Source organism: Mycobacterium appelbergii, assembly GCF_032883035.1.
Taxonomy (GTDB): Bacteria; Actinomycetota; Actinomycetes; order Mycobacteriales; family Mycobacteriaceae; genus Mycobacterium; species Mycobacterium appelbergii.
The window spans coordinates 113,627-139,229 of sequence record NZ_JAMQTH010000001.1 but is presented as its reverse complement, the minus strand read 5'-3'; the positions used below and the strand labels follow the sequence as shown (position 1 = coordinate 139,229).

23 protein-coding genes, 2 tRNA genes and 1 pseudogene are annotated in these 25,603 nt (G+C 65.8%); 19 read left to right on the top strand and 7 right to left on the bottom strand.

What is annotated here, in order from left to right; translation table 11 throughout:
* Nucleotides 1-2 precede the first annotated feature (2 nt).
* The 6 genes from rsmG to rpmH form a co-directional block, all read right to left on the bottom strand.
* On the bottom strand, nucleotides 3-713 hold the full coding sequence (rsmG, locus tag M1247_RS00565) for a 16S rRNA (guanine(527)-N(7))-methyltransferase RsmG (RefSeq protein ID WP_410506787.1): 711 nt from the start codon (nucleotides 711-713) through the stop codon (nucleotides 3-5).
* 69 nt (nucleotides 714-782) lie between these two features.
* Nucleotides 783-1,325 carry a Jag family protein gene (locus M1247_RS00560; RefSeq protein WP_317154307.1) on the bottom strand — a complete coding sequence of 181 codons (543 nt, stop codon included), beginning with the start codon at nucleotides 1,323-1,325 and terminating at the stop codon, nucleotides 783-785.
* A gap of 36 nt (nucleotides 1,326-1,361) precedes the next feature.
* Entirely contained in the window at nucleotides 1,362-2,429 is a 1,068-nt protein-coding gene (gene yidC, locus M1247_RS00555; RefSeq protein WP_317154989.1) for a membrane protein insertase YidC, read from the bottom strand.
* Nucleotides 2,422-2,736, bottom strand: coding sequence for a membrane protein insertion efficiency factor YidD (gene yidD, locus M1247_RS00550; protein WP_317154306.1), 315 nt, complete (start codon nucleotides 2,734-2,736; stop codon nucleotides 2,422-2,424). The genes yidC and yidD overlap by 8 nt, the downstream gene beginning before the upstream one ends.
* Entirely contained in the window at nucleotides 2,733-3,089 is a 357-nt protein-coding gene (rnpA, locus tag M1247_RS00545) for a ribonuclease P protein component (RefSeq protein WP_317154305.1), read from the bottom strand. Before rnpA ends, yidD begins: the two co-directional genes overlap by 4 nt.
* A 21-nt stretch (nucleotides 3,090-3,110) precedes the next feature.
* Nucleotides 3,111-3,254, bottom strand: a complete 144-nt coding sequence (gene rpmH, locus M1247_RS00540) for a 50S ribosomal protein L34 (protein ID WP_180916038.1) — start codon at nucleotides 3,252-3,254, stop codon at nucleotides 3,111-3,113.
* A gap of 522 nt (nucleotides 3,255-3,776) precedes the next feature.
* On the opposite strand from rpmH, the gene dnaA reads away from it, so the two are divergent.
* The 16 genes and pseudogenes from dnaA to M1247_RS00460 all read left to right on the top strand — a co-directional run bounded on the left by dnaA (nucleotide 3,777) and on the right by M1247_RS00460 (nucleotide 20,671).
* Complete coding sequence (gene dnaA / locus M1247_RS00535) at nucleotides 3,777-5,279, top strand: chromosomal replication initiator protein DnaA (RefSeq protein ID WP_317154304.1); 1,503 nt, start codon at nucleotides 3,777-3,779, stop codon at nucleotides 5,277-5,279.
* A 549-nt stretch (nucleotides 5,280-5,828) separates the two neighbouring features.
* Nucleotides 5,829-7,022, top strand: coding sequence for a DNA polymerase III subunit beta (gene dnaN / locus M1247_RS00530; RefSeq protein ID WP_317154303.1), 1,194 nt, complete (start codon nucleotides 5,829-5,831; stop codon nucleotides 7,020-7,022).
* A 24-nt stretch (nucleotides 7,023-7,046) separates the two neighbouring features.
* Entirely contained in the window at nucleotides 7,047-7,940 is an 894-nt protein-coding gene (gene gnd, locus M1247_RS00525) for a phosphogluconate dehydrogenase (NAD(+)-dependent, decarboxylating) (RefSeq protein ID WP_317154302.1), read from the top strand.
* Nucleotides 7,941-7,973: 33 nt separating this feature from the next.
* Nucleotides 7,974-9,131 carry a DNA replication/repair protein RecF gene (gene recF, locus M1247_RS00520; RefSeq protein WP_317154301.1) on the top strand — a complete coding sequence of 386 codons (1,158 nt, stop codon included), beginning with the start codon at nucleotides 7,974-7,976 and terminating at the stop codon, nucleotides 9,129-9,131.
* Nucleotides 9,124-9,681 (top strand): DUF721 family protein, encoded by a 558-nt coding sequence (locus M1247_RS00515; RefSeq protein WP_317154300.1) that lies wholly within the window; start codon nucleotides 9,124-9,126, stop codon nucleotides 9,679-9,681. Before recF ends, M1247_RS00515 begins: the two co-directional genes overlap by 8 nt.
* 219 nt (nucleotides 9,682-9,900) lie before the next feature.
* Nucleotides 9,901-11,928 (top strand): DNA topoisomerase (ATP-hydrolyzing) subunit B, encoded by a 2,028-nt coding sequence (gene gyrB / locus M1247_RS00510; protein WP_317154299.1) that lies wholly within the window; start codon nucleotides 9,901-9,903, stop codon nucleotides 11,926-11,928.
* 41 nt (nucleotides 11,929-11,969) lie between these two features.
* Complete coding sequence (gene gyrA, locus M1247_RS00505; protein ID WP_317154298.1) at nucleotides 11,970-14,462, top strand: DNA gyrase subunit A; 2,493 nt, start codon at nucleotides 11,970-11,972, stop codon at nucleotides 14,460-14,462.
* 52 nt (nucleotides 14,463-14,514) lie between these two features.
* Complete coding sequence (locus tag M1247_RS00500) at nucleotides 14,515-15,357, top strand: DUF3566 domain-containing protein (protein ID WP_317154297.1); 843 nt, start codon at nucleotides 14,515-14,517, stop codon at nucleotides 15,355-15,357.
* An 84-nt stretch (nucleotides 15,358-15,441) separates the two neighbouring features.
* Nucleotides 15,442-15,515 (top strand) — tRNA-Ile (locus tag M1247_RS00495).
* A gap of 164 nt (nucleotides 15,516-15,679) precedes the next feature.
* Nucleotides 15,680-15,752, top strand: a tRNA-Ala gene (locus M1247_RS00490).
* Between the two features lie 382 nt (nucleotides 15,753-16,134).
* Nucleotides 16,135-16,440 (top strand): annotated as a pseudogene (locus M1247_RS36510) (hypothetical protein); the annotation flags it as partial.
* Between the two features lie 6 nt (nucleotides 16,441-16,446).
* Nucleotides 16,447-16,911, top strand: a complete 465-nt coding sequence (locus tag M1247_RS00480; protein ID WP_317154295.1) for an SRPBCC family protein — start codon at nucleotides 16,447-16,449, stop codon at nucleotides 16,909-16,911.
* Between the two features lie 25 nt (nucleotides 16,912-16,936).
* Complete coding sequence (locus tag M1247_RS00475) at nucleotides 16,937-17,746, top strand: siderophore-interacting protein (RefSeq protein WP_317154294.1); 810 nt, start codon at nucleotides 16,937-16,939, stop codon at nucleotides 17,744-17,746.
* 5 nt (nucleotides 17,747-17,751) lie between these two features.
* A complete protein-coding gene (locus M1247_RS00470; RefSeq protein ID WP_317154293.1) occupies nucleotides 17,752-18,783 on the top strand; it encodes a FecCD family ABC transporter permease in 1,032 nt (343 codons plus the stop codon).
* On the top strand, nucleotides 18,780-19,829 hold the full coding sequence (locus M1247_RS00465; RefSeq protein WP_317154292.1) for a FecCD family ABC transporter permease: 1,050 nt from the start codon (nucleotides 18,780-18,782) through the stop codon (nucleotides 19,827-19,829). Before M1247_RS00470 ends, M1247_RS00465 begins: the two co-directional genes overlap by 4 nt.
* A 20-nt stretch (nucleotides 19,830-19,849) precedes the next feature.
* Nucleotides 19,850-20,671: an ABC transporter ATP-binding protein gene (locus M1247_RS00460; RefSeq protein ID WP_317154291.1), complete on the top strand. Its 822-nt coding sequence runs from the start codon at nucleotides 19,850-19,852 to the stop codon at nucleotides 20,669-20,671.
* Here M1247_RS00460 and M1247_RS00455 read toward each other — a convergent pair.
* Entirely contained in the window at nucleotides 20,661-21,620 is a 960-nt protein-coding gene (locus M1247_RS00455; RefSeq protein WP_317154290.1) for a methionyl-tRNA formyltransferase, read from the bottom strand. The two genes, M1247_RS00460 and M1247_RS00455, sit on opposite strands and share 11 nt — an antisense overlap.
* Before the next feature lie 173 nt (nucleotides 21,621-21,793).
* Here M1247_RS00455 and M1247_RS00450 point away from each other — a divergent pair, with 173 nt between their 5' ends.
* From M1247_RS00450 to M1247_RS00440, 3 genes are all read left to right on the top strand, one after another.
* Nucleotides 21,794-22,039 (top strand): MbtH family protein, encoded by a 246-nt coding sequence (locus M1247_RS00450; RefSeq protein ID WP_317154289.1) that lies wholly within the window; start codon nucleotides 21,794-21,796, stop codon nucleotides 22,037-22,039.
* 62 nt (nucleotides 22,040-22,101) lie between these two features.
* Nucleotides 22,102-23,775 carry an ABC transporter ATP-binding protein gene (locus tag M1247_RS00445; protein WP_317154288.1) on the top strand — a complete coding sequence of 558 codons (1,674 nt, stop codon included), beginning with the start codon at nucleotides 22,102-22,104 and terminating at the stop codon, nucleotides 23,773-23,775.
* Nucleotides 23,772-25,547 carry an ABC transporter ATP-binding protein gene (locus M1247_RS00440; protein ID WP_317154287.1) on the top strand — a complete coding sequence of 592 codons (1,776 nt, stop codon included), beginning with the start codon at nucleotides 23,772-23,774 and terminating at the stop codon, nucleotides 25,545-25,547. Before M1247_RS00445 ends, M1247_RS00440 begins: the two co-directional genes overlap by 4 nt.
* Nucleotides 25,548-25,603: the final 56 nt, after the last annotated feature.

Genomic DNA, 25,603 nt, shown 5'->3' with positions numbered 1-25,603 from the left:
CTTCATCTCCTGCTCGATCTCCCCCGCGCCCCGGAGGCTTTCCCCACCCCGCGGGCGCGTGCTGGTTTGGACGTCCCGCGTCGCGCGGCGACGACGGTTACGGGTGGGTTCAAATAGCTCGCGCCACATCTGACTACCCTGGCATCCACCGCGCCGAGCGACGCCATCACACGCCGGTGCTCCTCGATCTCCGACTCCGCGCGCTCGCCCTTGATGGCGAGCATCCGTCCGTCGGTGCGAAGCAGGGGCAGGCTCCAGCGACTCAGCTTGTCGAGCGGCGCCACCGCTCGAGATGTCACGACGTCCATCTCCCCCACCTCGGTGCGCACACCGGCATCCTCGGCACGACCCCGGACCACCACGATATCGAGACCGAGCGTCGCAGTGACCTCACGGAGGAATTCCGCGCGACGCAGCAACGGCTCGATGAGAACGATGTGCACATCGGGGCGAGCCAGCGCCAAGGGTATTCCGGGGAGCCCGGCACCACTGCCGATATCCGCGATTCGCTCGCCGGATTCCAGGAGCTCACCTACCGCGGCGCTATTCATCACGTGACGTTCCCACAACCGGTCAACTTCCCGCGGCCCGATCAGCCCGCGTTCGACTCCGGCCCCCGCCAAGATCTCCGTGTACAGCTCCGCGACGCCCAGCCGGTCACCGAAGACCGATGCCGCCGATGCCGGCGCCGCGGGAACCGAACCATGTTTCACGTGAAACATCCTCCGCACTCCCGCTTCGCGGGCTGCCGCGCATGAACTACAGCAATGTAATTAGAAGGATCAGTTGGGAAGAATGACGACGCGGCGCGAAGGCTCAACACCCTCGCTCTCGCTCCGCACACCATCGACCGCCGCTACGGCGTCGTGCACGATCTTGCGCTCGAACGGAGTCATCGGCGCGAGCTCCTCGCGCTCACCGGACTCCAACACCCGCCGCGCGACTTTGTCGCCCAGCGCCGCAAGCTCGTCGCGGCGGCCGCGGCGCCACTTCGCGATGTCCAGCATCAGCCGGCTCCGCTCACCGGTCTTCTGATGCACGGCCAACCGGGTCAGCTCCTGGAGTGCATCGAGCACCTCGCCTTTGCGCCCCACGAGCTTGTTCAGATCGCCGCCGCCATCGATGCTCACCACGGCGCGGTCGCCCTCCACATCGAGGTCGATGTCACCGTCGAAGTCCAACAAGTCGAGCAGCTCCTCGAGGTAGTCCCCGGCGATCTCGCCCTCGGCGACCAACCGATCTTCCAGATCGTCCTCGCTCTTGGGCTCGGCCTGGGTGTTCTCCTCCAGCTCGGTGTCGGACTCGGTGGTCTGTGCGTCAGTCATGTTCGTCATCTCCCTACTTTCGCCAGTCAGAACTGGTCAACGTTTCCGCTTCTTGGGGCGCGCACCGGGCTTGGGCGTACGGCCCGCCGCATCCCCGGAGGCGCCTGTCGCGTCGGTCTTGCCGTCGCTCGAGTCATCCGCTGCGGGCTCCTCGGCTGGGCCGTCAGAGCTCGCTGTGGCCGCCTGCGCCTTGCGCTGCTGTTTGGGTTTCGCGCCGGGGGCCGGCGCATTGGCCGAGCGCCGCTCCAGCGCCTCCACCTTCTTTGCTTCTTCTTCCTTCTCGATCATTCCGAACACGTAGTGCTGCTGACCGAAGGTCCAGATGTTGTTGGCGAGCCAGTACATGATGATCGCCAGCGGCAGGAACGGACCGCCGGCCACGACGCCGAACGGGAAGACATACAGCGCGAGCTTGTTCATCATCGCCGTCTGCGGATTCGATGCCGCTTCCGGACTCTGCCGAGCGACCGAAGCGCGGCTGTTGAAGTACGTTGCGATGCCGGCCAGGATCATGATGGGCACGCCCACGCCGATCACGGCCGCGCGATTGAACTCGGTGAAGGCGTCCAGACCCGTGGTCTGAATCATGGTCGCACCCAACGGTGCACCGAAGAGGTTGGCGTCCAGGAAGTGCGCGACGTCAGCAGGGCTGAAGACGTAGTTGCCGGTGGCGCGGTTCTGCTCGACGGTCAATTGGATCTGACCGAACCCACCTTGGGTCCGGTTGAACGACCGGAGCACGTGGAACAAGCCGAGGAAGACCGGGACCTGCGCCAGCATCGGCAGGCAACCCAGGATCGGGTTGAAGCCGTGCTCCCGCTGCAGCTTCTGCATCTCCAACGCCATGCGCTGGCGGTCCTTGCCGTACTTCTTCTGCAGGGCCTTGATCTGAGGTTGCAGTTCCTGCATCTGGCGGGTGGTGCGAATCTGCTTGACGAATGGCTTGTAGAGGATGGCCCGCAGCGTGAACACCAGGAACATCACCGACAGCGCCCAGGCGAAGAAGTTCGACGGGCCGAGCACGAAGGCGAACGCCTTGTACCAAACCCACATGATCGCCGACACCGGGTAATAGATGATGTCCAGGCTGAACCAATTAAACACGCGACTTGCTCCTGACAAGGTCGGCGGCGGCTGTCTCACCCGAGTCGCCGCGCTCATGGGTGTGCGTTCGGCGTTCCGGTATGGGGTCCCATCCTCCCCGATGCCACGGGCCGCACTTGAGCAGCCGGACCATGGCCAGCCAACCGCCGTACACCAGACCGTATTCGGTGAGCGCGTCGACGGCGTACTGACTGCAGGTGGGCATGAACCGACATGTCGGCAGCCGCAGCGGAGAGATCATGTGGCGGTAGAGCTGAATCAGAAAGATCACACCGCGGGCAACACCCGCACCGGCCCGTCGCATCATCGAGGCGTCCCGCGGCGTGCTTCAACCCGCTCGAGAGCGGCGCTCAGCTGTTGCTCCAGCCGCGGCGACAGCGCGTGCCGACTACCCGGACGGGCCCGGATCACAACCAGGTCCGCCGGATCGAGGCGAGGCAACACAGCACGGGCGACATGCCGCAGCCGACGGGATACGCGGTGGCGCTCAACTGCGTTGCCGACGGACTTGGAGACCACTAAGCCGATCCGCGGGCCACTCGCATCCGCCCCGTTACGTAACGCGTGCACCACCACATCGGGTTGAACCGCACGCACGCCACGGCTGACGGTGGCACTGAACTCCGCGGACCGCCTCATCCGGTATCGAGCCGGAAGCACCGCGCTAGATCCTGCGTCGAATCACGCAGTGAGCGAGCGACGGCCCTTGCTACGCCGATTGGAAACGATCGCGCGGCCGGCGCGAGTCCGCATCCGCAGCCGGAACCCATGCACACGCGCACGGCGGCGGTTGTTGGGCTGGAAGGTCCGCTTGCCCTTGGCCACGGCTACATCTCCTTGTTCAGTTGGCATCCGCGACCCACCCACACACGTTGTGTCGGTAAGGACGTAGCTGCCCTCGGTAAGCTCGTACGTCGTGCTTTACTAACCGGCGCGGGCTCCGGACGGGTCCGGATCGCAGCCGTATCGCCACGTGCGGGCGACTGCTCGAGGGTACTGACGAGATTTCACTGGGTCAAACCTCGCTCCACCGCCGGTACCGGTGCCAACGTTCAATGTTGCGGAACGGTTGGCACATCGTTCGAAAACTGTTAGCTTCTGGCAATGCCGTTCCACCGGGAGCGGCCCACAGAATCGAAATGAGGTCCGTCGCCCCCAGCCGCCACGGCGCCACACCGGTGCAGTACGTGATCGAGTCTCCGGCCCCGACGACTTCCCAACAGACAACAGAACGACGACGACTGTCCTTTCTCCACAAGCTGTGGATAAATATGTGGACAGTTCGTCATCGTTCTTTTGGTCGTACCTGGGCATGCGTCTCCAGGTCCTCAGAGGGGGTATCCGTCCTTGACTGCTGACCCCGACCCACCATTCGTCGCCGTCTGGAACAGCGTGGTCGCCGAACTCAACGGAGACAACGGGCGGGAAGGCGGTCATCCCGACGGATCCGCCCTGCCGACGTTGACCCCGCAGCAAAGAGCCTGGCTCAAACTTGTGAAGCCGCTGGTGATCGCCGAGGGATTTGCTCTGCTCTCGGTCCCCACCACCTTCGTACAGAATGAGATCGAGCGTCACCTTCGTGAGCCGATCGTCACCGCATTGAGCCGCCGGCTCGGTCAGCGGGTGGAACTCGGTGTCCGCATCGCCACCCCGCCCGACGACGAAACACCCGAGGACAGCCCGGCCGAGACCAGCGCGCCGACCCCCACCGACGGCGACGAGGTCGACGACGACCGCGAGGCCAAGGTCAACGCCGAGGAATCCTGGCCGACGTACTTCAGCAGACCGCAGCAGGATTCTGCGGCCACCGACGCCAACGCGGTCAACCTCAACCGCCGATACACGTTCGACACGTTCGTCATCGGCGCCTCCAACCGCTTTGCGCATGCCGCCACCCTGGCCATCGCCGAAGCGCCGGCCCGCGCCTACAACCCCCTGTTCATCTGGGGGGAGTCGGGACTCGGCAAGACGCACCTGCTCCACGCGGCAGGCAACTACGCGCAGCGCCTGTTCCCCGGCATGCGGGTGAAGTACGTCTCGACCGAGGAATTCACGAACGACTTCATCAACTCGCTGCGCGACGACCGCAAGGCCTCGTTCAAACGCAGTTACCGCGACATCGACATCCTGCTGGTCGACGACATCCAGTTCATCGAGGGCAAGGAAGGTATCCAGGAAGAGTTCTTCCACACCTTCAACACCCTGCACAACGCGAACAAGCAGATCGTCATCTCCTCCGACCGGCCGCCGAAACAACTCGCGACGCTCGAGGACCGCTTGCGTACCCGCTTCGAGTGGGGCCTGATCACCGATGTCCAGCCACCGGAGCTCGAGACCCGCATCGCCATCCTGCGCAAGAAGGCCCAGATGGACCGGCTCGACGTGCCCGATGACGTGCTCGAGCTCATCGCCAGCAGCATCGAGCGCAACATCCGCGAACTCGAAGGCGCGCTGATCCGCGTCACGGCGTTCGCTTCCCTGAACAAGACCCGGATCGACAAGTCGCTGGCCGAGGTGGTGCTGCGGGATCTCATCGCCGATGCCACCACGATGCAGATCAGTACCGCGGCGATCATGGCGGCCACAGCCGAATATTTCGAGACGACCGTCGAGGAACTCCGGGGCCCCGGCAAAACCCGCGCCCTGGCGCAGTCACGGCAGATTGCGATGTACCTCTGCCGCGAGCTGACGGACCTGTCGTTGCCGAAGATCGGTCAGGCGTTCGGCCGCGACCACACCACCGTGATGTACGCCGAGAAGAAGATCCGCGGCGAAATGGCCGAGCGCCGTGAGGTGTTCGATCACGTCAAAGAACTCACCACGCGGATCCGTCAGCGCGCCAAGCGCTGACCGTGTGCCGCGTCGGCATCTCACATTGTGGTCGCCCGAGGGTGTCCCACGGAAAATTCTTGTCACAACTCTGGCCACATTGGCGCCAGTTGTCACTTCCGATCGCTGTGGATATCGCTGTGCACAACCTGCGGGCAAACCACACGTTCATTCACTCCCCGATCCCCAACCCCGGGTCTGTACACAGCACCGCCCTTGTCGTTCACCCGGTCTCCACAGCCGGTTCACATCCCGACACACCGTCCGTACAGGGCCGATGGGGGTTCATCCCCAGATTCCACAGGACCTAATACTGTTACTTGAATATCTTCCAAAGGTCTTCTTTAGAAGAAGGCTGTTGGGGACACACTCATCCACTCCCGTGTCCGGTCGCTCGAGCGGGGCCGATGTCAGCCCGATCGATTAGCTTTCAAGTTGATGCGGAAAGCTCTACGGTGTTTCTCGACGGCGATTACCCGCGACGTCACACAAGCTGTTGTTGTGTGGTGCCCCGCTGGGAAACTGCTGGATAGAGCTTATTGTGGGGATTATCGAAGGGGCGCATAGCACGTGGCGACATCGACGGCTGGGCTGACCGACTTGAAGTTTCGCGTCGTGCGTGAGGACTTCGCGGACGCGGTGGCGTGGGTAGCCCGTAACCTGCCGACCCGGCCCACCATCCCGGTGCTCGCCGGGGTGCTGTTGACCGGCACCGACACCGGGTTGACCATCTCGGGGTTCGACTACGAAGTGTCCACCGAGGTCCAGATCGGTGCTGAAATCGCTTCCGCGGGAAGTGTTTTGGTGTCCGGGCGGTTGCTCTCCGACATCACCAAGGCATTGCCTGCCAAACCGGTCGACATCAGCGTCGAGGGCACCAGGGTGGCGCTGACCTGCGGGAGTGCGCGGTTCTCCCTGCCCACCCTGGCGGTCGAGGACTATCCCGCGTTGCCCGCGCTGCCCGAGGAGACCGGTGTGGTTTCCTCCGATCTGTTCGCCGAGGCCATCGGCCAGGTCGCGGTCGCGGCGGGCCGCGACGACACGTTGCCCATGCTGACCGGGATCCGGGTCGAAATTTCCGGAGAGTCAGTTGTTTTGGCGGCCACCGACCGGTTCCGGTTGGCAGTGCGCGAACTCACCTGGGCGACCAGTTCGGCCGATGTCGAGGCCGCGGTGCTGGTCCCGGCGAAGACCTTGGCGGAGGCGGCCAAGGCCGGCACCGACGGCACCGAGGTGCATCTGGCGCTCGGTTCGGGGCAGGCGGTCGGGAAGGACGGGCTGCTCGGCATCCGGAGCCAGGGCAAGCGCAGCACCACCCGCCTGCTCGACGCCGAATTCCCCAAATTCCGTCAGTTGCTGCCCAACGAGCACACTGCGATCGCCACCATCGGAGTCGCCGAGCTCACCGAGGCCATCAAACGTGTCGCACTGGTCGCCGACCGGGGCGCACAGATCCGGATGGAATTCGGCGACGAAGCGCTGCGGCTGTCGGCGGGCGCCGACGATGTGGGCCGCGCGGAAGAGGACCTGCCGGTGAGTTTCGCCGGCGAACCGCTCACCATCGCATTCAATCCGACGTATCTGACCGATGGTCTGAGCTCCCTGCACTCCGAGCGGGTCACGTTCGGTTTCACGACACCCAGCAGGCCCGCGGTGTTGCGGCCGGCGGGCGAGGATGATGGGACGGGCGGTGGCGCGGGACCGTTCCCGGCCGCGCAGACCGATTACGTCTACTTGTTGATGCCGGTGCGCCTTCCTGGCTGACCGGCCCGGTGAAAGAGGACGCACATGCAATTGGGGCTCGTCGGCCTTGGCAAAATGGGCTTCAACATGCGGGAACGTCTCCGCGAGGGTGGCCACGAAGTGATCGGCTACGACCCGCGGCCGGAAGTCAGCGATGTGCCGACTCTGGCGGAGCTGGCCGGCGCGTTGTCCGCGCCTCGAGTGGTGTGGGTGATGGTGCCGTCCGGTTCCATCACGCATGACACGATCGAGACGCTCTCGGATGTGCTCAGCCCCGGTGATCTGGTCATCGACGGTGGCAACTCGCGCTACACCGAGGATGGCCCGCACGCAAAGCTGTTGGGCGCCAAGGGCATCAATTTCATCGATGCCGGAGTGTCCGGCGGAGTCTGGGGCCTGAAGGAGGGCTACGGGCTGATGGTCGGCGGCAGTGACGCCGATGTGGCTCGAGCCATGCCGATCTTCGACACGCTACGGCCGCCGGGGGAACTTGCCGACGGATTCGTGCACGCCGGGCCGGTGGGTGCCGGGCATTACGCCAAGATGGTGCACAACGGCATCGAATACGGCCTCATGATGGCGTATTCCGAGGGTTACGAACTGCTCGCCGCCGAGGACCTCATCACTGACACCCAGGCGGTGATCCAGGCCTGGACCAATGGCACCGTGGTGCGGTCGTGGCTCCAGCAACTGCTGGCCAAGGCACTCAAGGAGGATCCGGAGTTCGACGACATCACCGGGTATACCGAAGATTCCGGTGAAGGTCGGTGGACGGTGGAAGAGGCGATCAGCCACCGGGTGCCGATGCCGGTGATCGCCGCCTCGTTGTTCGCCCGGTTCGCCTCGAGGCAGGACGACTCCCCCACCATGAAGGCAGTGTCGGCGTTGCGCAACCAGTTCGGCGGCCATGCGGTCCAGAGGATCAGCGAGTCCGGCTAGTGCGCACGCCCGCGTACGCGAGGAGCGAATAATTTGCACGTCCGCCACCTGGGACTGACCGACTTCCGCTCATGGGCCCAAGTCGAGCTGGAGCTCGAGCCGGGCCGTACGGTCTTCGTGGGTCCTAACGGCTTCGGTAAGACGAATCTTGTTGAGGCCCTGTGGTATTCGGCCACCCTGGGGTCTCACCGGGTGGCGTCTGACGCGCCGCTGATCCGGGCCGGCGCCGAGCGTGCCATCGTGTCGACGATCGTGGTGAACGAGGGACGTGAGCTTGCGGTCGACCTCGAGATCACCAGTGGCCGGGCCAACAAGGCCCGGCTGAACCGGTCGCCGGTGCGCAGCGCGCGGGAAATCCTCGGGGCGCTGCGGGCGGTGTTGTTCAGCCCGGAGGACCTGGCCCTGGTACGGGGTGACCCGGGTGATCGGCGCCGCTACCTCGACGAGTTGGCGACCACGCGGCGTCCGGCCATCGCGGGGATACGCGCGGATTACGACAAGGTACTGCGCCAACGCACGGCACTGTTGAAATCTGCTGCGGCAGCACGTTATCGGGGTGACCGCAGCGTGCTGGACACCCTCGATGCCTGGGACGGGCACCTCGCTGCGCACGGTGCCGCACTGACCGCGGCGCGGATCAACCTGGTCGAACAGCTCGAGCCGGAGGTCGCCAAGGCATACCAACTGCTCGCCCCGGCCTCCCGCCCGGCGACCATTCGTTACCGCAGCGGTGTCGAGGCGATCGCGAACGCACCCGGCACCGAACCGGTCGAGTTCTACGAGGCTGCCCTGCTGGACGCCTTGGCCCGTCGCCGCGACGCCGAACTCGAGCGCGGCGTGTGTCTGGTCGGACCGCACCGCGACGAACTTGAACTGCGACTCGGTGACCAACCCGCGAAAGGCTTTGCCAGCCACGGTGAATCGTGGTCGATGGCGTTGGCGTTGCGGCTGGCCGCCTACGAGTTGCTGCGGTCCGATGGCGGTGATCCGGTGTTGCTACTCGACGACGTCTTCGCCGAACTGGACTCCGCACGACGGCGCGCGCTGGCCGCGGTTGCCGGAACTGCCGAGCAGGTTCTGGTGACCGCCGCGGTGACCGAGGACATTCCGGCCGACTGGGATGCCAGGCGGATCGAGATCCGGATGACCGACAATGACAGTGGGCGTATCTCGGGGGTGATGGATGACTGACGACGATGCGGCAGCGGTTCCGCCGGACCATCTTGCCGGGTTGAAGGGCATGGATCTGGTGCGCCGGACGCTCGAGGAGGCGCGGGGCGCCGCACGCAGTCAGGGCAAAGACGTCGGGCATGGACGGAGCGGTCCGGTGCGCCGGGTCGCGGGCACCGGGCGCAGGCGCAGGTGGTCGGGGCCCGGCCCGGACCGGCGTGACCCACAACTCCTCGGTGCGGCCACGCAGGACCTCGCGAACTCACGCGGCTGGTCGCCGCGTGTCGCCGAAGGCTCGGTGCTCGGCCGGTGGCGCGCGGTGGTCGGTGATCAGATCGCCGACCATGCCGAACCGACCGGGCTCAATGAGGGCGTGTTGACCGTCTCGGCCGAGTCGACGGCGTGGGCCACACAGCTGCGGATGGTGCAGGCACAACTGTTGGCCAAGATCGCCGCAGCGGTCGGTGACGGGGTGGTCACGTCCCTGAAAATCATCGGACCTGCACGTCCGTCGTGGCGTAAAGGCAAGTATCACGTCTCCGGACGGGGCCCCCGCGACACGTACGGATAGCCGGGGCCGGACAAGTCTGAGAGCGTCAAGGGGCCGACCAACACGACGCTGAAGCGTCCGGACGCACCTGAGGCCGAGAAATTCGGTGCACGGCGCAGTTAGATAGGTAGAAACGCCGCCACAGAATCGGTCCTGTAGGTGTAGACCGGTAGACTGTGGCGAGATCTGCAGGGCGGTGGTGCAACCGCCTCCCGCGAACCCCAAGGAGACGCGTCCGACGTGGCTGCCCAGAAGAAGAATGCTCCGACCGAGTACGGCGCCGATTCGATCAAGGTGCTCGAAGGATTGGAGGCTGTTCGTAAACGCCCGGGCATGTACATCGGTTCCACCGGTGAGCGGGGCCTGCACCACCTGGTGTGGGAGGTCGTGGACAACGCGGTCGACGAGGCCATGGCGGGCTTCGCCACCAAGGTTGACGTGCGGATTCTCCAGGACGGCGGAGTCCAGGTCACAGACGACGGTCGCGGCATCCCGGTAGCGATGCACTCCACCGGCATTCCGACCGTCGACGTCGTGATGACCGTGCTACACGCCGGCGGCAAGTTCGAGGAGGGCGCCTATCAGGTGTCCGGCGGTCTGCACGGCGTGGGCGTGTCTGTGGTCAACGCGCTGTCGACCCGGCTCGAGGCCGACATCTGCAAAGACGGATACGAGTGGTTCCAGAGCTACGACAATTCGGTGCCGGGAACCCTCAAGCAGGGTGACAAGACCAAGGAGACCGGCACCACCATCCGGTTCTGGGCGGATCCGAACGTCTTCGAAACCACGGTGTACGACTTCGAGACCATCGCCCGACGTCTGCAGGAGATGGCGTTTCTCAACAAGGGTCTCACCATCGAACTGACCGATGAACGGGTCACACAGGAAGAGGTCGTCGACGAGGTCGTCGCTGACACCGCCGCCGCGCCCAAATCGGCGGAGGAGAAGGCCGCCGAGGCCGCCGCACCCCAAAAGGTCAAGCACCGGACCTTCCACTACCCGGGCGGTCTGGTGGACTTCGTCAAGCACATCAACCGCACCAAGACCGCGATCCAACCCAGCGTCATCGATTTCGAAGGTAAGGGCACCGGCCACGAGGTCGAGATCGCGATGCAGTGGAACGCCGGTTATTCCGAGTCGGTGCACACGTTCGCCAACACGATCAACACGCACGAGGGCGGTACCCACGAGGAGGGCTTCCGGAGTGCACTGACCACGGTGGTCAACAAGTACGCCAAGGACAAGAAGCTGCTCAAGGAGAAGGATCCGAACCTCACCGGCGACGACATTCGTGAAGGGCTGGCCGCGGTGATTTCGGTGAAGGTGGCCCAACCACAGTTCGAGGGCCAGACCAAGACCAAGCTGGGAAACACCGAGGTGAAGTCGTTCGTTCAGAAGATCTGTAACGAACAACTGCAGCATTGGTTCGAGGCGAACCCCGCCGAGGCGAAAACTGTGGTCAACAAAGCAGTTTCGTCAGCGCAGGCTCGGATCGCCGCGCGTAAAGCGCGTGAGCTGGTGCGCCGCAAGAGCGCCACCGACATCGGCGGGTTGCCGGGCAAGCTGGCCGACTGCCGTTCCACGGACCCGAGCAAGTCCGAACTGTATGTGGTGGAGGGCGATTCGGCCGGCGGCTCGGCCAAGAGCGGGCGCGACTCGATGTTCCAGGCGATCCTGCCGCTGCGCGGAAAGATCATCAACGTCGAGAAGGCACGCATCGACCGGGTGCTGAAGAACACTGAAGTCCAGGCGATCATCACCGCACTCGGCACGGGTATCCATGACGAGTTCGACCTCGCCAAGCTGCGGTACCACAAGATCGTGCTGATGGCCGACGCGGATGTCGACGGTCAACACATCTCCACGCTGCTGCTGACGTTGTTGTTCCGGTTCATGAAGCCGCTGATCGAGAACGGCCACGTGTTCCTCGCGCAGCCGCCGCTGTACAAGCTGAAGTGGCAACGCACCGACCCCGAATTCGCCTACTCCGACCGGGAGCGTGACGGACTGCTCGAGACCGGGCGGGCAGCGGGTAAGCGGATCAACGCCGAGGACGGCATCCAGCGTTACAAGGGTCTTGGCGAAATGGACGCCAAGGAGCTGTGGGAGACCACGATGGATCCGACGGTGCGGGTGTTGCGTCAGATCACCCTCGATGACGCCGCCGCCGCCGACGAGCTGTTCTCGATCCTGATGGGCGAGGACGTCGAGGCCCGTCGCAGCTTCATCACCCGTAACGCCAAAGACGTTCGCTTCCTGGATGTTTAACGCCGGAGTTGAACCATTGATCAATCGCAGTAAGGACATCGATGACTGACACCCTGCCGCCCGAAGGAGACCGTGTAGAACCGGTCGACATTCAGCAGGAGATGCAGCGCAGCTACATCGACTACGCGATGAGCGTGATCGTGGGTCGCGCGTTGCCGGAGGTCCGCGACGGCCTCAAGCCTGTGCACCGCCGTGTGCTCTACGCCATGTACGACTCGGGCTTCCGGCCCGACCGCGGTCACGCCAAGTCGGCGCGGTCGGTGGCCGAGACGATGGGTAACTATCACCCGCACGGTGATTCGTCGATCTACGACACGCTGGTGCGGATGGCGCAGCCGTGGTCGCTGCGTTACCCACTGGTCGACGGTCAGGGCAACTTCGGTTCGCCGGGTAACGATCCCCCGGCGGCCATGAGGTACACCGAGGCGCGGCTCACCCCGCTGGCCATGGAGATGTTGCGGGAAATCGACGAGGAGACAGTCGATTTCATCCCCAACTACGACGGCCGGGTGCAGGAGCCGACGGTACTGCCGAGCCGGTTCCCCAACCTGCTCGCGAATGGCTCCGGCGGTATCGCCGTGGGCATGGCCACCAATATCCCGCCGCACAATCTGCGCGAGCTCGCCGAAGCGGTGTACTGGTGCCTGGAGAATCACGAAGCAGACGAAGAGGACACGCTGGCCGCGGTGTGCGAGCGGGTCAAGGGACCTGACTTCCCCACTGCCGGTTTGATTGTCGGTTCGCAAGGCATCCACGACGCGTACACCACCGGCCGCGGATCCATCCGCATGCGCGGTGTCGTGGAGATCGAGGAAGACTCCCGCGGGCGCTCGTCGATCGTCATCACCGAGTTGCCGTACCAGGTCAACCACGACAACTTCATCACCTCGATCGCCGAACAGGTGCGCGACGGCCGCCTGGCCGGTATCTCGAACATCGAAGATCAGGGCAGCGACCGCGTCGGTATCCGAATTGTGGTGGAGCTCAAGCGCGATGCCGTCGCGAAGGTGGTGCTGAACAACCTCTACAAGCACACCCAGCTGCAGACCAGTTTCGGTGCCAACATGCTGTCGATCGTCGACGGCGTGCCCCGCACCCTGCGCCTGGATCAGATGATCCGGTACTACGTCGAGCATCAACTCGATGTCATCGTGCGTCGCACCCGCTACCGGTTGCGCAAGGCCAACGAACGGGCCCACATCCTGCGCGGTCTGGTCAAGGCGCTCGATGCACTCGACGAGGTCATCGCCCTGATCCGGGCGTCCCAGACGGTCGACATCGCCAGGGCGGGCCTGATCGAGCTGCTGGATGTCGACGAGATCCAGGCCCAGGCGATCCTCGACATGCAGTTGCGGCGGTTGGCTGCCCTGGAACGGCAGAAGATCATCGACGACCTCGCCAAGATCGAGGCCGAGATCGCCGACCTCGAGGACATCCTGGCCAAGCCGGAACGGCAGCGGGCGATCGTCCGTGACGAGCTCAAGGAGATCGCCGACAAATACGGCGACGACCGTCGCAGCCGGATCATGCCCGCCGACGGCGAGGTCAGCGATGAGGATCTGATCGCCCGCGAAGAGGTGGTCGTGACGATCACCGAGACCGGTTACGCCAAGCGCACCAAGACCGACCTGTACCGCAGCCAGAAGCGTGGCGGCAAGGGTGTGCAGGGTGCGGGTCTCAAGCAGGACGACATCGTCAACCACTTCTTCGTCTGCTCCACCCACGATTGGATCCTGTTCTTCACCACACAGGGGCGGGTCTACCGGGCCAAGGCCTACGACCTGCCGGAAGCCTCGCGCATCGCGCGAGGCCAGCACGTCGCCAACCTGCTGGCCTTCCAGCCCGAGGAGCGCATCGCGCAGGTCATCCAGATCAAGAGCTACGAGGACGCGCCGTATCTCGTGCTGGCCACCCGCAACGGCCTGGTCAAGAAGTCCAAGCTCACCGACTTCGACTCCAACCGCTCCGGCGGCATCGTCGCGGTGAATCTGCGTGACGGTGATGAGCTGGTCGGCGCGGTGCTGTGTTCGGCCGAGGACGATCTACTCCTGGTGTCGGCGAAGGGCCAGTCCATTCGCTTCTCGGCTACCGACGAGGCGCTGCGGCCGATGGGGCGCGCCACCTCGGGCGTGCAGGGTATGCGGTTCAACGAAGAGGACCGGCTGCTGTCCCTCAACGTCGTGCAGGAGGGCACATTCCTGCTGGTCGCAACCGCGGGCGGGTACGCCAAGCGCACCGCGATCGAGGAGTACAACCCGCAGGGCCGTGGCGGCAAGGGCATCCTGACGATCCAGTACGACCGCAGGCGTGGCAACCTTGTGGGAGCGTTGATCGTCGATGATGAGACCGAGTTGTACGCAATCACCTCCGGTGGCGGCGTCATCAGGACCGCGGCTCGTCAGGTACGCAAGGCCGGGCGGCAAACCAAGGGCGTCCGCTTGATGAACCTGGGTGAGGGCGACACACTGATTGCGATTGCGCGTAATGCCGAGGAGGAGCCGGATGCGGAAGGTACCGAGCCCGACGAGACATGACGCAGCCGCCGGGGGTCCACTTGGACCCCGGCCTGAGCTAAGGAGCTGTTAGGTGACCTCACCGAGCGAACCGGGGTTCCCGCGAGCGGGCGACCGGTCCGGCAGCTCCAACGGTTCAGGGTCCGGAAATGACGGCACAGCCGCCGCAGGCGCCCGCCCCACTGGCCACATCACCGAAACCGGTGAACCGCCGCCGTGGCAGCGGGGCACGGCGGCGCGCAACGCCTCCGCCCCGTCGGAGCAACGTCCGGACACGCCACGCGGCCCTGGCGGGCATGCCTCCGGCGATGGCCGGGGGCAGCAGCGGTTCGTCGCGGGGTCGGACGGTGAGGTCGAGCCACCGCGGCAGCGACCCGACAGCGGTCGTCCCGAGAGTGCACGACCCGAGGCCTACGCGAGCGAGCTGCCCGACCTGTCCGGGCCGGTGCCGCGGTCGCCGCAGCGCAAGCCGTCCGGCAACCCGGAGCCTGCGGCCGCCCGGTCGTCCAGCCCGACCACCCGCATCCAGGTGGCCGCAAACCGGTCTACCGGCGCGCTGCGGGCCAGCATGCAGATCCGCCGGGTAGACCCGTGGACCGTGCTGAAGGTGTCCCTGGTGCTCTCCGCTGCGCTGTTTTTCGTCTGGATGATCGCCGTGGCGTTCCTGTACCTGGTGCTCGGCGGAATGGGCGTGTGGAGCAAGCTCAACAGCAACGTCGGTGACCTGCTCACGAGCTCCGGCGGAAATGCAGGCGGCGAGCTGGTGTCGAGCGGGACGATCTTCGGTGGCGCGGCGTTGATCGGTCTGGTCAACATCGTCGTGCTGACCGCGATGGCCACGATCGGTGCGTTCATCTACAACCTCACCACCGATCTGGTGGGCGGTGTCGAGGTGACGCTGGCCGACCGGGACTGATCGTCGGCCGGCGGACGCGACTAGCCAGTTTGGGTACCTGACCACGCGTAAGGTAATCTCGTCGCTCGGTCGTCCCCCAATTTCGGGCCTATAGCTCAGGTGGTTAGAGCGCTTCGCTGATAACGAAGAGGTCGGAGGTTCGAGTCCTCCTAGGCCCACGGAAACCGGCATTGCCGGCCTTGTCGACACCGCCCCACTCCGGAGGTGCACCATGAAGCTGGTGTTGCTCGCCGCAGTGGCCGCTGTGACCGTGATCGTCTGGCGGTCACGGCACGGCGACGAGGTTTGGCATGAGGCGGCACCGCCGGCCTGATCCATCCGAGGGGCCTTAGCTCAGTTGGTAGAGCGCTGCCTTTGCAAGGCAGATGTCAGGAGTTCGAATCTCCTAGGCTCCACAATTTAAAACAGCAGGTTCTCGCTGTGGCCCGGCCGATTGTGCCGACACGCACGGACGTAACGCGATCACCGCACTGAACCTGTTGGAGCACACGGTGATCCGGTGTCCGCAGGTGTCATACGGGTCGACCGGACTCGAATGTCCTTCTGCCATCGTTGACTTTCGGTATAGCGTTGGTAGGTATGAGATGTCTGCAGATTCTGTTCACGTTGTCAGCTGCGACTTTGATTGCCGGTGCTGCGGCGTGCAGTAGTTCGACGACCGAAGAGGCTCCGTCGCCCAGCCCGGCCACCACCAGTCAGGCCCCGGCCGCGACCCACCATCAGGGCCCGGGGACCGCGCCGAAGGCCCCTGGGCCGTCCACGCAGCGGATGATGCCGAATCCGAACGGCGACGGATCGATGGTGCCGTGCGAGGGGACGATCTGCACGAACCCGAATCACGGTGCCGGTGACAACCCGGATGAGAACGGTGGCGCGGTGATGCCGAATCCGAACGGCGATGGGTCGGATGTTCCCTGCGAGGGGACGATCTGCACGAACCCGAATCACGGTGCCGGTGACAACCCGGATGAGAACGGTGGCGGGGTGATGCCGAATCCGAACGGTGACGGGTCGGATGTTCCCTGCGAGGGGACGATCTGCACGAACCCGAACAACGGCGCCGGTGACGACGGGAACGGGTAGACAACCGTGACACCGCTGGAATTCTCCGATTCGATTCACGTGGCGGTCCCGCCGGAAACGCTCTACGCCATGGTCTCGGATGTGACCCGTACCGGTGAGTGGAGCCCGGTGTGCCGCGAATGCTGGTGGGATGACGGTGCCGGCCCGCAGGTCGGCTCCTGGTTCACCGGCCGCAACGTGACGCCCCAGCGGGAATGGGAGACCCGCAGCCGGGTGGTGGCCGCTGACGCCGGCCGGGAGTTCGCCTGGGAGGTCAACGACGGCTGGGTGCGGTGGGGCTTCACCTTGGAGCCCGAGGATGCCGGTACGCGGCTCACGGAGTCCTGGAATTTCCTCGAGCGCGGTATCGCGGGCTTCCACGAACGTTTCGGCGCGAAGGCCGAGGCTGAGATCGCCGCGCGCAGCGACGCTGCCCTGAGCGGCATTCCCGCCACACTCGCGGCGATCAAGGCGGCCGCAGAATCGGCCTAGATCGAGTGAGGTTACCCTAAGTTCCGTGAGCTTCTCGCATGCCTCCGTCGTCGAGACCAAGAGGCTGAATCGGCGGCTGGTCCGGGTCACGCTGAGAATCGAGGATCCCGTGGCCCTTGATGTGCAACAGGGGGGTGATTCTGCGGTCGGTGTGTACTTTCCCGGCGAGGGGGCCGCGGGCGAGGGCCGCAATTACTCGGTGCGCCGACAGCGCGGCGACCTGATCGATCTCGACGTGGTCCTGCATGCCCGTGGCGTCGGCACGTCGTGGGCGGTGCAGACCCGTCCGGGTGACCGCGTGGGACTCGACCACGCCCGGTCCTGGTACCGGCCGGAGCCGAGCTCCGAGTGGCAGCTTCTGATCACCGACCTGTCGGGCCTGCCGGCCACGGCGCGCATCATCGAGGAACTGACCCCCGGCCTGCCCGTCACCGTCATCGCCGAAGTGGCAGAGGCGGCCGACCTGGACTACCTGCCGACGCTCCCGCAGATGAATGTCCTCTCCAGCATCGGCACCGGAAACGGTCACGCCCCCAGCCGACTCGCCACGCTGGTGCGGGACCTGCCGCTTCCCGACGGGCGCGGCTACTGCTGGTTCGCCGGTGAGGCGGCGGAATCCCGCGCTGTCCGGAAATACCTCCGCGAACAGGGGTACGGCATCGATCAGCTCGACATCACCGGGTACTGGCGGTTCGACTCCGAGACGTGGGATGCCAAATTCGCTCTGGTGGAGTCCGAGGTGCTCGCGGTGTACGAACGCGCACTCTCCGACGGTAAGGGCGACAAGATCGCGTTCGAGGAATTCGACGAAGCCTGCGAACGTATCGGCCTCTGACACCCGTGATCGCCCACGCCCCGGTTGCGCCCGCACGCGCGACGGACAACTGCCGCCTCGTCGGACTCGGCGTCGCGGCGCTGCTGCTGGCGGTGGTCTGCGTCGCCAGCCTCGCCATCGGCACCGAGAACGTCTCGCTGCTCACCGTCTGGCAGGCCGTCACCGACTACCGTGACGTCGGCGACCAGTGGATCGTGCACGAGCTGCGCATCCCCCGCACCGTGCTCGGCGTGCTGGTCGGCCTCGCCCTCGGCCTGTCAGGAACATTGATCCAGGCGGTCGGCCGCAACCCGCTCGCGGACTCCGAGATCCTCGGGATCAATTCCGGGGCAGCCCTGTTCGTCGTCGCGGCCATCGCGTTCTTCGGCTTCAGCGGGATCTGGACCTACATCGGATTCGCGTTCCTCGGTGCCCTGTTCGCGATGCTGTTGGTGTATCTGATCGGGATGACCGGTCGTGCGGCGGTCACCCCGGTGCGGGTGCTGTTGGCCGGGGTGGCGATCGGTGCGGTGATGGACGGCATCGGATTCGTGATCCGTCTGCGTAACCCCCGCGCATTCGACAACATGCGGTTCTGGGATGCCGGTGCGCTCGACGGGCGTTCCCTCGACGTGGTCGCGGCGATCGCCCCCTTCATCGCCATCGGTGCGGTGCTCTGTGTGCTGGTGTCGCGGTCACTGAACATCACCGCGCTCGGTGATGACCTGGCGAAGAGTGTGGGCACCAACGTCGCCCGCACCCAGGCGCTCAGTCTGATCGCGGTCACCCTGCTGGCGGGGGCGGCCACGGCGGGCGCCGGTCCGATCGGATTCGTGGGCCTGATGGTGCCACACGCGGTGCGGCGGTTCACCGGCCCGGACTGGCGATGGATCATCGCCTACGCCACGGTCGTTGCCCCCACCCTCATGCTCGCGGCCGACATCGTCGGCCGGGTGGTCATCCGGCCGGCCGAACTGCCCGCAGGCATCGTCACCGCGTTCCTCGGTGCCCCCGTGTTGATCTGGCTGATCCGCAGATCACGATCGGACCGCTCATGACACCGGTGGATTTCGGCAAGCGCCAGTGTGTGGTCCGCGTCGGCGGGGTTTCGGTCCGCACGTCCTGGCGGGCGGTGGTCGTGGTGGGCGCGCTGCTGGTCGGTGCGGCCGTCACCGCGGTGCTGGCCATCGGGGTCGGTAAGTACACGATCGCCCCTATCGACGTGTTGGGTGTGCTGACGGGATCCAACGACTCGTTCGACCGGGTCGTGGTCCTGGACTGGCGCATGCCGCGCATGCTGATGGCGCTGTTGATCGGCGCCGCGCTGGGGGTCTCCGGCGCGATCTTCCAAGCGCTGACCCGTAATCCGTTGGGCAGCCCTGACATCATCGGTGTCAACTCCGGTGCCTACACCGGTGCGCTGGTGGTGCTGGCCGGCTTCGGTGGCGGGTACTACGCGGTGGCGGCCGGTGCCCTGGTCGGTGGCCTGATCACCGCGATCGTGGTGTACGCGCTGGCCTATCACAACGGGCTGGCCGGCTACCGGCTCATCGTGGTCGGGATCGGCGTCAGCGCGGTGCTCAATTCGGTCAATCAATGGGTGGTGATCAAGCTTGACCATCACACCGCCGTCACCGCGTCGATATGGCAGCAGGGCACGCTCAACGGACTGAGTTGGGCGCAGGTGGCGCCGATGACGGTGTGCCTACTGCTGGCGACCGTGGCCTTGCTGGTGTTGGGACCACAACTGCCGATCCTGCAGATGGGTGACGACACTGCGGGTGCCCTCGGCGTGTATCCAGAACGTACCCGCCTGACATATCTGGTTGCCGGCGTGGCGCTGGTGGCGTTGGCATGTGCGGCCGCAGGCCCGATTTCCTTTGTGGCGCTTGCCGCACCGCAGATCGCCCGCCGACTGACGGCCAGCCCCGGAGTGGCGCTGGTGCCCGCGGCGGCGATGGGCGCGGTGCTGCTCCTGGTCAGCGACATCATCGCCCAGCAGCTGTTCACCGGCAACGAACTGCCCGTGGGGGCGGTGACCGTCTCACTGGGCGGCGCATACCTGGTGTACCTGCTGATCACCCAGGCTCGGCAACGCTCATGACAGGAGATGGCAACTCTACGATGACCTCCACACCGTCGGATTCCATACTGCGGACGAGCGATATCTCGATCGGTTACGAGGACCGCGCCATCATCTCCGACCTGTCGGTGGAGGTACTCACCGATCGTGTCACCGCCATCGTCGGCCCCAATGCCTGCGGTAAATCCACTCTGCTCCGGGGTTTCGCGCGGTTACTGAAACCCACGGCGGGCCAGGTCATTCTGGACGGGCAGGATATCGCCGGGCTGCACACCAAGGAGGTGGCCCGCAGGCTCGGACTGCTGCCGCAGACCTCGATCGCACCAGAGGGAATCACCGTAGCCGATCTGGTTTCGCGCGGCCGTTTCCCGCACCAGAAGGTGTTTCGGCAATGGTCTCGCCACGATGAGGAGGCGGTGGCCGACGCGATGCGCCACACCGCGGTGACCGAACTGTCCTCGCGGCTGGTCGATGAGCTGTCCGGCGGTCAGCGGCAACGGGTCTGGGTCGCCATGGTGCTCGCCCAGCAGACCCCGCTGATCCTGCTCGACGAACCGACCACCTATCTCGATATCGCCCATCAGGTGGAGTTACTCGATCTCTTCGCAATGCTCAATCGTGAGCACGGCCGGACCGTGGTGGCGGTCCTGCACGATCTCAACCATGCGTGCCGCTATGCCGATCAACTCGTTGTGATGAAATCGGGACAGATTGTGGCCCAAGGCGACCCGACCATCGTGATGACCGCGGATCTCGTGGAGGAAGTGTACGGGCTGCGCTGCCAGATCATCGACGACCCGCAGACCGGTACACCCCTGGTCGTGCCGCGGGCGTCACCGCATGTGCGCATCGTCAAACGGTGACCAGCTCGGACACCGCGGTGAGATACCCGCCGCCGTGGCCGAAGTAGTCGAGCGCGGCATGGTCAACTCCATCTGAGGTACGCACCACGTCGAGTACCAGGCCGGGTGACTGGCCGCGGTAGGCGTCTGCGCCCGCCACGATCACCATGCCGCCATCCTCTTCGATGAACACCCGCCCGGGCGTGCCGCCGTACGCGCAGCGAGACACGTGTGCGGAGATCAGGCGCAGTCGCTCACCGCGAAAGTAGGTGTAGGCATTCGGATATGGGTCCGACAACGCACGGATGAAGCGCTCGATGTCCGCGGCGGGCCACGACCAGTCCACGAGACTGTCGCGGTCAGAACGTTTGTGGAAGAAGGTCCGCTCGGTGAGGTCTTGCGGTTCCGGTCTTGCGGTGCCGGATTCGATGCTGTCCAGGGCCTCTTCGAGGACGGCCGGCACCAAATCGAGGGTGTCGGAGACGAGGCTGGTTCCGGTACTGGTTCCAGTGATCTCCACCGCGCGTCGGAGCAGGACGTCGCCGGTGTCGAGTTCGTCGTCCATGAAGTGGGCGGTGACCCCGGTATGGCTGGCGCCACTGATCAACGACCAGATGACCGGTGAGAACCCGGTGAACTTCGGCAGCAGCGAATCATGCAGATTCAGGGTGCCGTGCTTGGGGATTCCGAAAAGCTCCCGTGGCAGCCGCGTGCGCCAGTTGTTCGCCACGCCGATGTCCGGGGCGAGTGCGGCGACCCGGTCGATCAGTTCCGGTGTGGGGCGTTTGGCCAGAAATACCTCGATACCGGCGCTGCGGGCCAGATCCTCCACAGAATCGGCCCAAATCGTTTCGTAGGCATGGTCGCTCGTGGGATGGGTGACGACCAGGCACACCTCGTGCCGCGACTTCAGCAAGGACGCAAGCGTGCGATGCCCCCACGTTTGATAACCGAACATGACGACACGCACAGAAACCTCCCCGCCTCCTGGCCGACCACACCTTGGCAAGCCTTACCTTTGATAGCATGCCTTTCGGTCGTAGGGGGCGTCCAGGCATACGCATTGCGCAATGACGCAAAAGGTGTGCCACCAAAATGACATCTCCGGGACTACGGTGTTTGCAAGCGTAGGGGAGGAACGTCTTGTCCAGCAACCCATTTGACGACCCGGACGGCCGCTTCCTGGTGCTCGTCAATGCCGAGGACCAGTATTCGCTGTGGCCGAGCTTTACCGGAGTACCCGCAGGCTGGACGGTGGTCTACGGCGCGCCGGACGGTGCTGACCGCGACAGTGCGCTGCGTTATGTCGACGAGAATTGGACCGACATGCGACCCCGGTCGCTGCGCGAGCACATGGCGGCAGCGGCCGGGGCGGCCATTTCGGCGTGACCACATCGGCCCCAGCACGAACCGGCCAGTCCTGGACGGGGCCTCGCATCCTTCGGCGCACCGTGAGCCGAAACCTGCGGTGGCTGACCACAGGTACCGGCCTCATCGCCGTGCATCAGTTGTGCGAGGTGTCGGTGCCGGTGCTGATCGGCATCATCGTCGACCGCGCCGTCGCGACCGGGAGCGTCGGCGCGATCGTCCGCTGGATCGCCGTGCTGGCCGGCCTGTTCGTGCTCCTCACCCTGTTCTACCGATTCGGTGCCCGCCTGCTGATGTACGCGATTGCACGCGAATCCCATCTGCTGCGGGTGGAGTCGAGCGCGAAGATCATCGACCCGCTGGGAATCGAAACCGAATACAAAGTCGGTGAACTGCTGTCGATCTCGTCGGACGATGCCGACGAGGTGTCCTACCTCCTGGACTACATTCCCCGCATTGCCGGCGCGGTCGTCGGCACCGTGGTCTGCGGCGCCGTATTGCTGACCATCGACCTGCCGTTGGGCCTCATGGTGCTGATCGGTGTGCCGGTGGTGGTGATCGGGTTGCAACTGACCGCGCCGATGATCGCGCGCCGGGTCGAGGATCAACAGGCTGAAATCGGCCGTGCCACAGCGCTGGCCACCGACCTGATCAGCGGACACCGGCCCCTGCAGGGCATCGGCGCACAGGTGAATGCCGCCGCCCGCTACCGGGTGGCGAGCCGGCGCGCATTGGACGCGACCCTGCGCGCCGCGCGCATCCAGAGCGTGCACTCGGGTGCGGCAGCCGCAGCAGGCGCCCTGGCCGCGATGGCGGTCGCGGTGGTGGCGGCCTACTTCGCCATCCACGGCTCGCTTTCGGTCGGCCAGTTGGTCACCGTGATCGGTCTCGCCCAGTTCCTCATCGAACCGTTCTCCCTGCTGGCCATCGTGCCCAGCTGGGTGGCCGAGGCCCGCGCGTCAGCCAACCGGGTTGCCAATGTTCTCAACGCGCCGACCCGGCATGCCCCGCACCGGGTGAGTGCGGCCGCACCCGGCGCGACTCCCGGCCGCCTGTCCATCAGCTACCGCGGGTCCGACGGCGGGGAGGAGCTGTCGATCCAGGTGGAACCCGGTGAGTTCGTCGCGGTTCTGGCCACCGAGGCCCGCGACGCATCGGCGCTGATCGAACTGCTGTCCGGACAGGAGCGGTCCGAGGCCGTGGGCACCGTGCGGGTGGGCGGGCGGCGCATCGACGAGATCCCGCCCGGGCAACGGCGCAACCATCTGCTGGTCGAGCATCATCTGAGCGCAATGTTCAGCGGCACACTGGAATCCAACCTCAACGTGCTCGGACCGGACGCCGCCGACGATCAGCAGGCGGTGCGCGACGCCCTGGCGGCATCGTGTGCGGTCGATGTCGTCGACCTGCATGCCGACGGGCTGGCGCACCCGGTGTCCGAGCGCGGGGCGAGCTTGTCCGGCGGGCAGCGTCAGCGCTGGACCCTGGCCAGGGCGTTGATCGTCGACCCCGACGTGCTGGTGCTGCACGACCCCACCACCGCGGTCGACGCAGTCACCGAACAAGCGATCGCCGACGGTATCCGTCAGCTGCGCACCGCGGCGCGACGCACCACGATCGTGTTCACCAGCAGCCCGGCGCTGCTGGCCGCGGCAGACCGGGTGCTCCTGGTGACCGACGGACGGGTGCACGGCGAAGGCACCCATCGGGATCTGGTGGATTCGCACGCCGACTACCGGGATCTTGCGACGCGATGATCTCCGATGAACCGATAACGCCGCCGGTCCTACCGGTCGCCACCACCAGACGGGCAGGCACGTGGCTGCTCACGGACCTGCGTAAGCGGCCCCGCGGGGTCATCGCCGTGATCCTCATCGGCCTGGCCGCTGCCGGGGCATCCGTGGTCCCGATCTACCTGCTGGGCATCCTGGTGGACCGGGCCGATCAGGGGGACACCGCCGGTGGGCTCGTCACACTGGCGGCGGCGATCGCGCTGGCGGCCCTGGCCGGTGGCCTCGGCACCGGGCTGTCGTCCTATCTCACGACCCGGTTGGGCGAAGGAACCCTGGCCGATCTGCGTGAACAGGTGCTGCAGCGGGCGTTGAACCTGCCCGCAACGATGATCGAGGAGAGCGGGCGCGGCGATCTGTTGTCCCGGGTGGGACCCGACGTGGCGGTGGTCGCGCGGACCGTCGCACAGGTGCTGCCGACGATCCTCAACGGGTTCTTCCTCGGGGTCGTGACGCTCGTCGGCATGACGAGCCTCGACTGGCGTCTCGGTCTGGCCGGCGCGCTGGCAATCCCGGCGTACGTCTCGGGCTTGTGGTGGTATCTGCCGCGCTCTGCGCCCATGTACGCCGAAGAGCGCGTGGCGATCGCCCGCCGGGCTCAGGTCACGGTCGAATCCATCCAGGGCGCCAGGACGATCGACGCCTACGAGATCCACGACCGGCACCTGGCCGACATCGATCGCGCGTCAGGACGGGCGCGAGACATCTCGATCTCGGTCTTCACGTTCTTCACCCGTCTGGTCGGCCGGGTCAACCGGGCCGAATTCATCGGGCTGACGGCCACCCTGGTGGTCGGATTCCTGCTGGCCCGCTCGGGTGACATCACGGTCGGCCAGGTCACCGCTGCCGCGTTGATGTTTCATCGGTTGTTCAACCCCATCGGTGAACTGATGTACAACTTCGACGAGATCCAGTCCGCCTCGGCGAGTTTGGCGCGCCTGGTGGGCGTGCTGGACCTGCGGGCACCGGGCGAGGCCGAGCGCAGCGCAGCGACCGCGGTCCCCGGTGGGACGGACGTCGAGGTCGACGACGTCTCGTTCGCCTATGGCACCGGCCCCGAGGTACTGCACAGCGTCTCCTTGACGATCGCCGCGGGCACCCGGTGCGCACTTGTCGGCACCACGGGGGCGGGCAAGACCACGCTCGCCGCCATCGTCGCAGGCATGCTCGGTCCGACGGGGGGCCAGGCCCGCATCGGTGGGGTCGACGTCTCGGATATCGACCGCAGCCAACTACGCCAGTGGGTGGCCACGATCACCCAGGAAGTGCACGTGTTCTCCGGTCCGCTCATCGACGACCTGCGTCTGGTGGCGCCACAGGCGACCACCGAGCAGGTGTGGGCGGCGCTCAAGACCGTCGGCGCCGACGGCTGGGTCGCGGCGCTTGAGGACGGCCTGGACACCCTGGTCGGTGAGCACGGCTTGGCGCTCAGTGCGGCCCAGGCCCAGCATGTCGCGATGGCCCGGCTGGTGCTGGCCGACCCACGGGTGGTCGTGCTCGACGAGGCCACCGCGGAAGCGGGCAGCGCCCACGCCGCGGAACTGGAGAACGCCGCGGCAGCGGCTACCGCCGGGCGCACCACGCTGATCGTCGCGCACCGGCTGACCCAGGCTGCGGCGGCCGACCAGATCGCCGTGATGGACGACGGGCACATCGTCGAGAACGGCACGCACGCCGAACTGATCGCACTCGACGGCCGATATGCGCGGCTGTGGCAGGCCTGGGGCAAGCACAACTGAGACAGTGTGCCGTCCTCGCCAGAACATCGGCGGGACAGGCGCTTTACGGACATGGA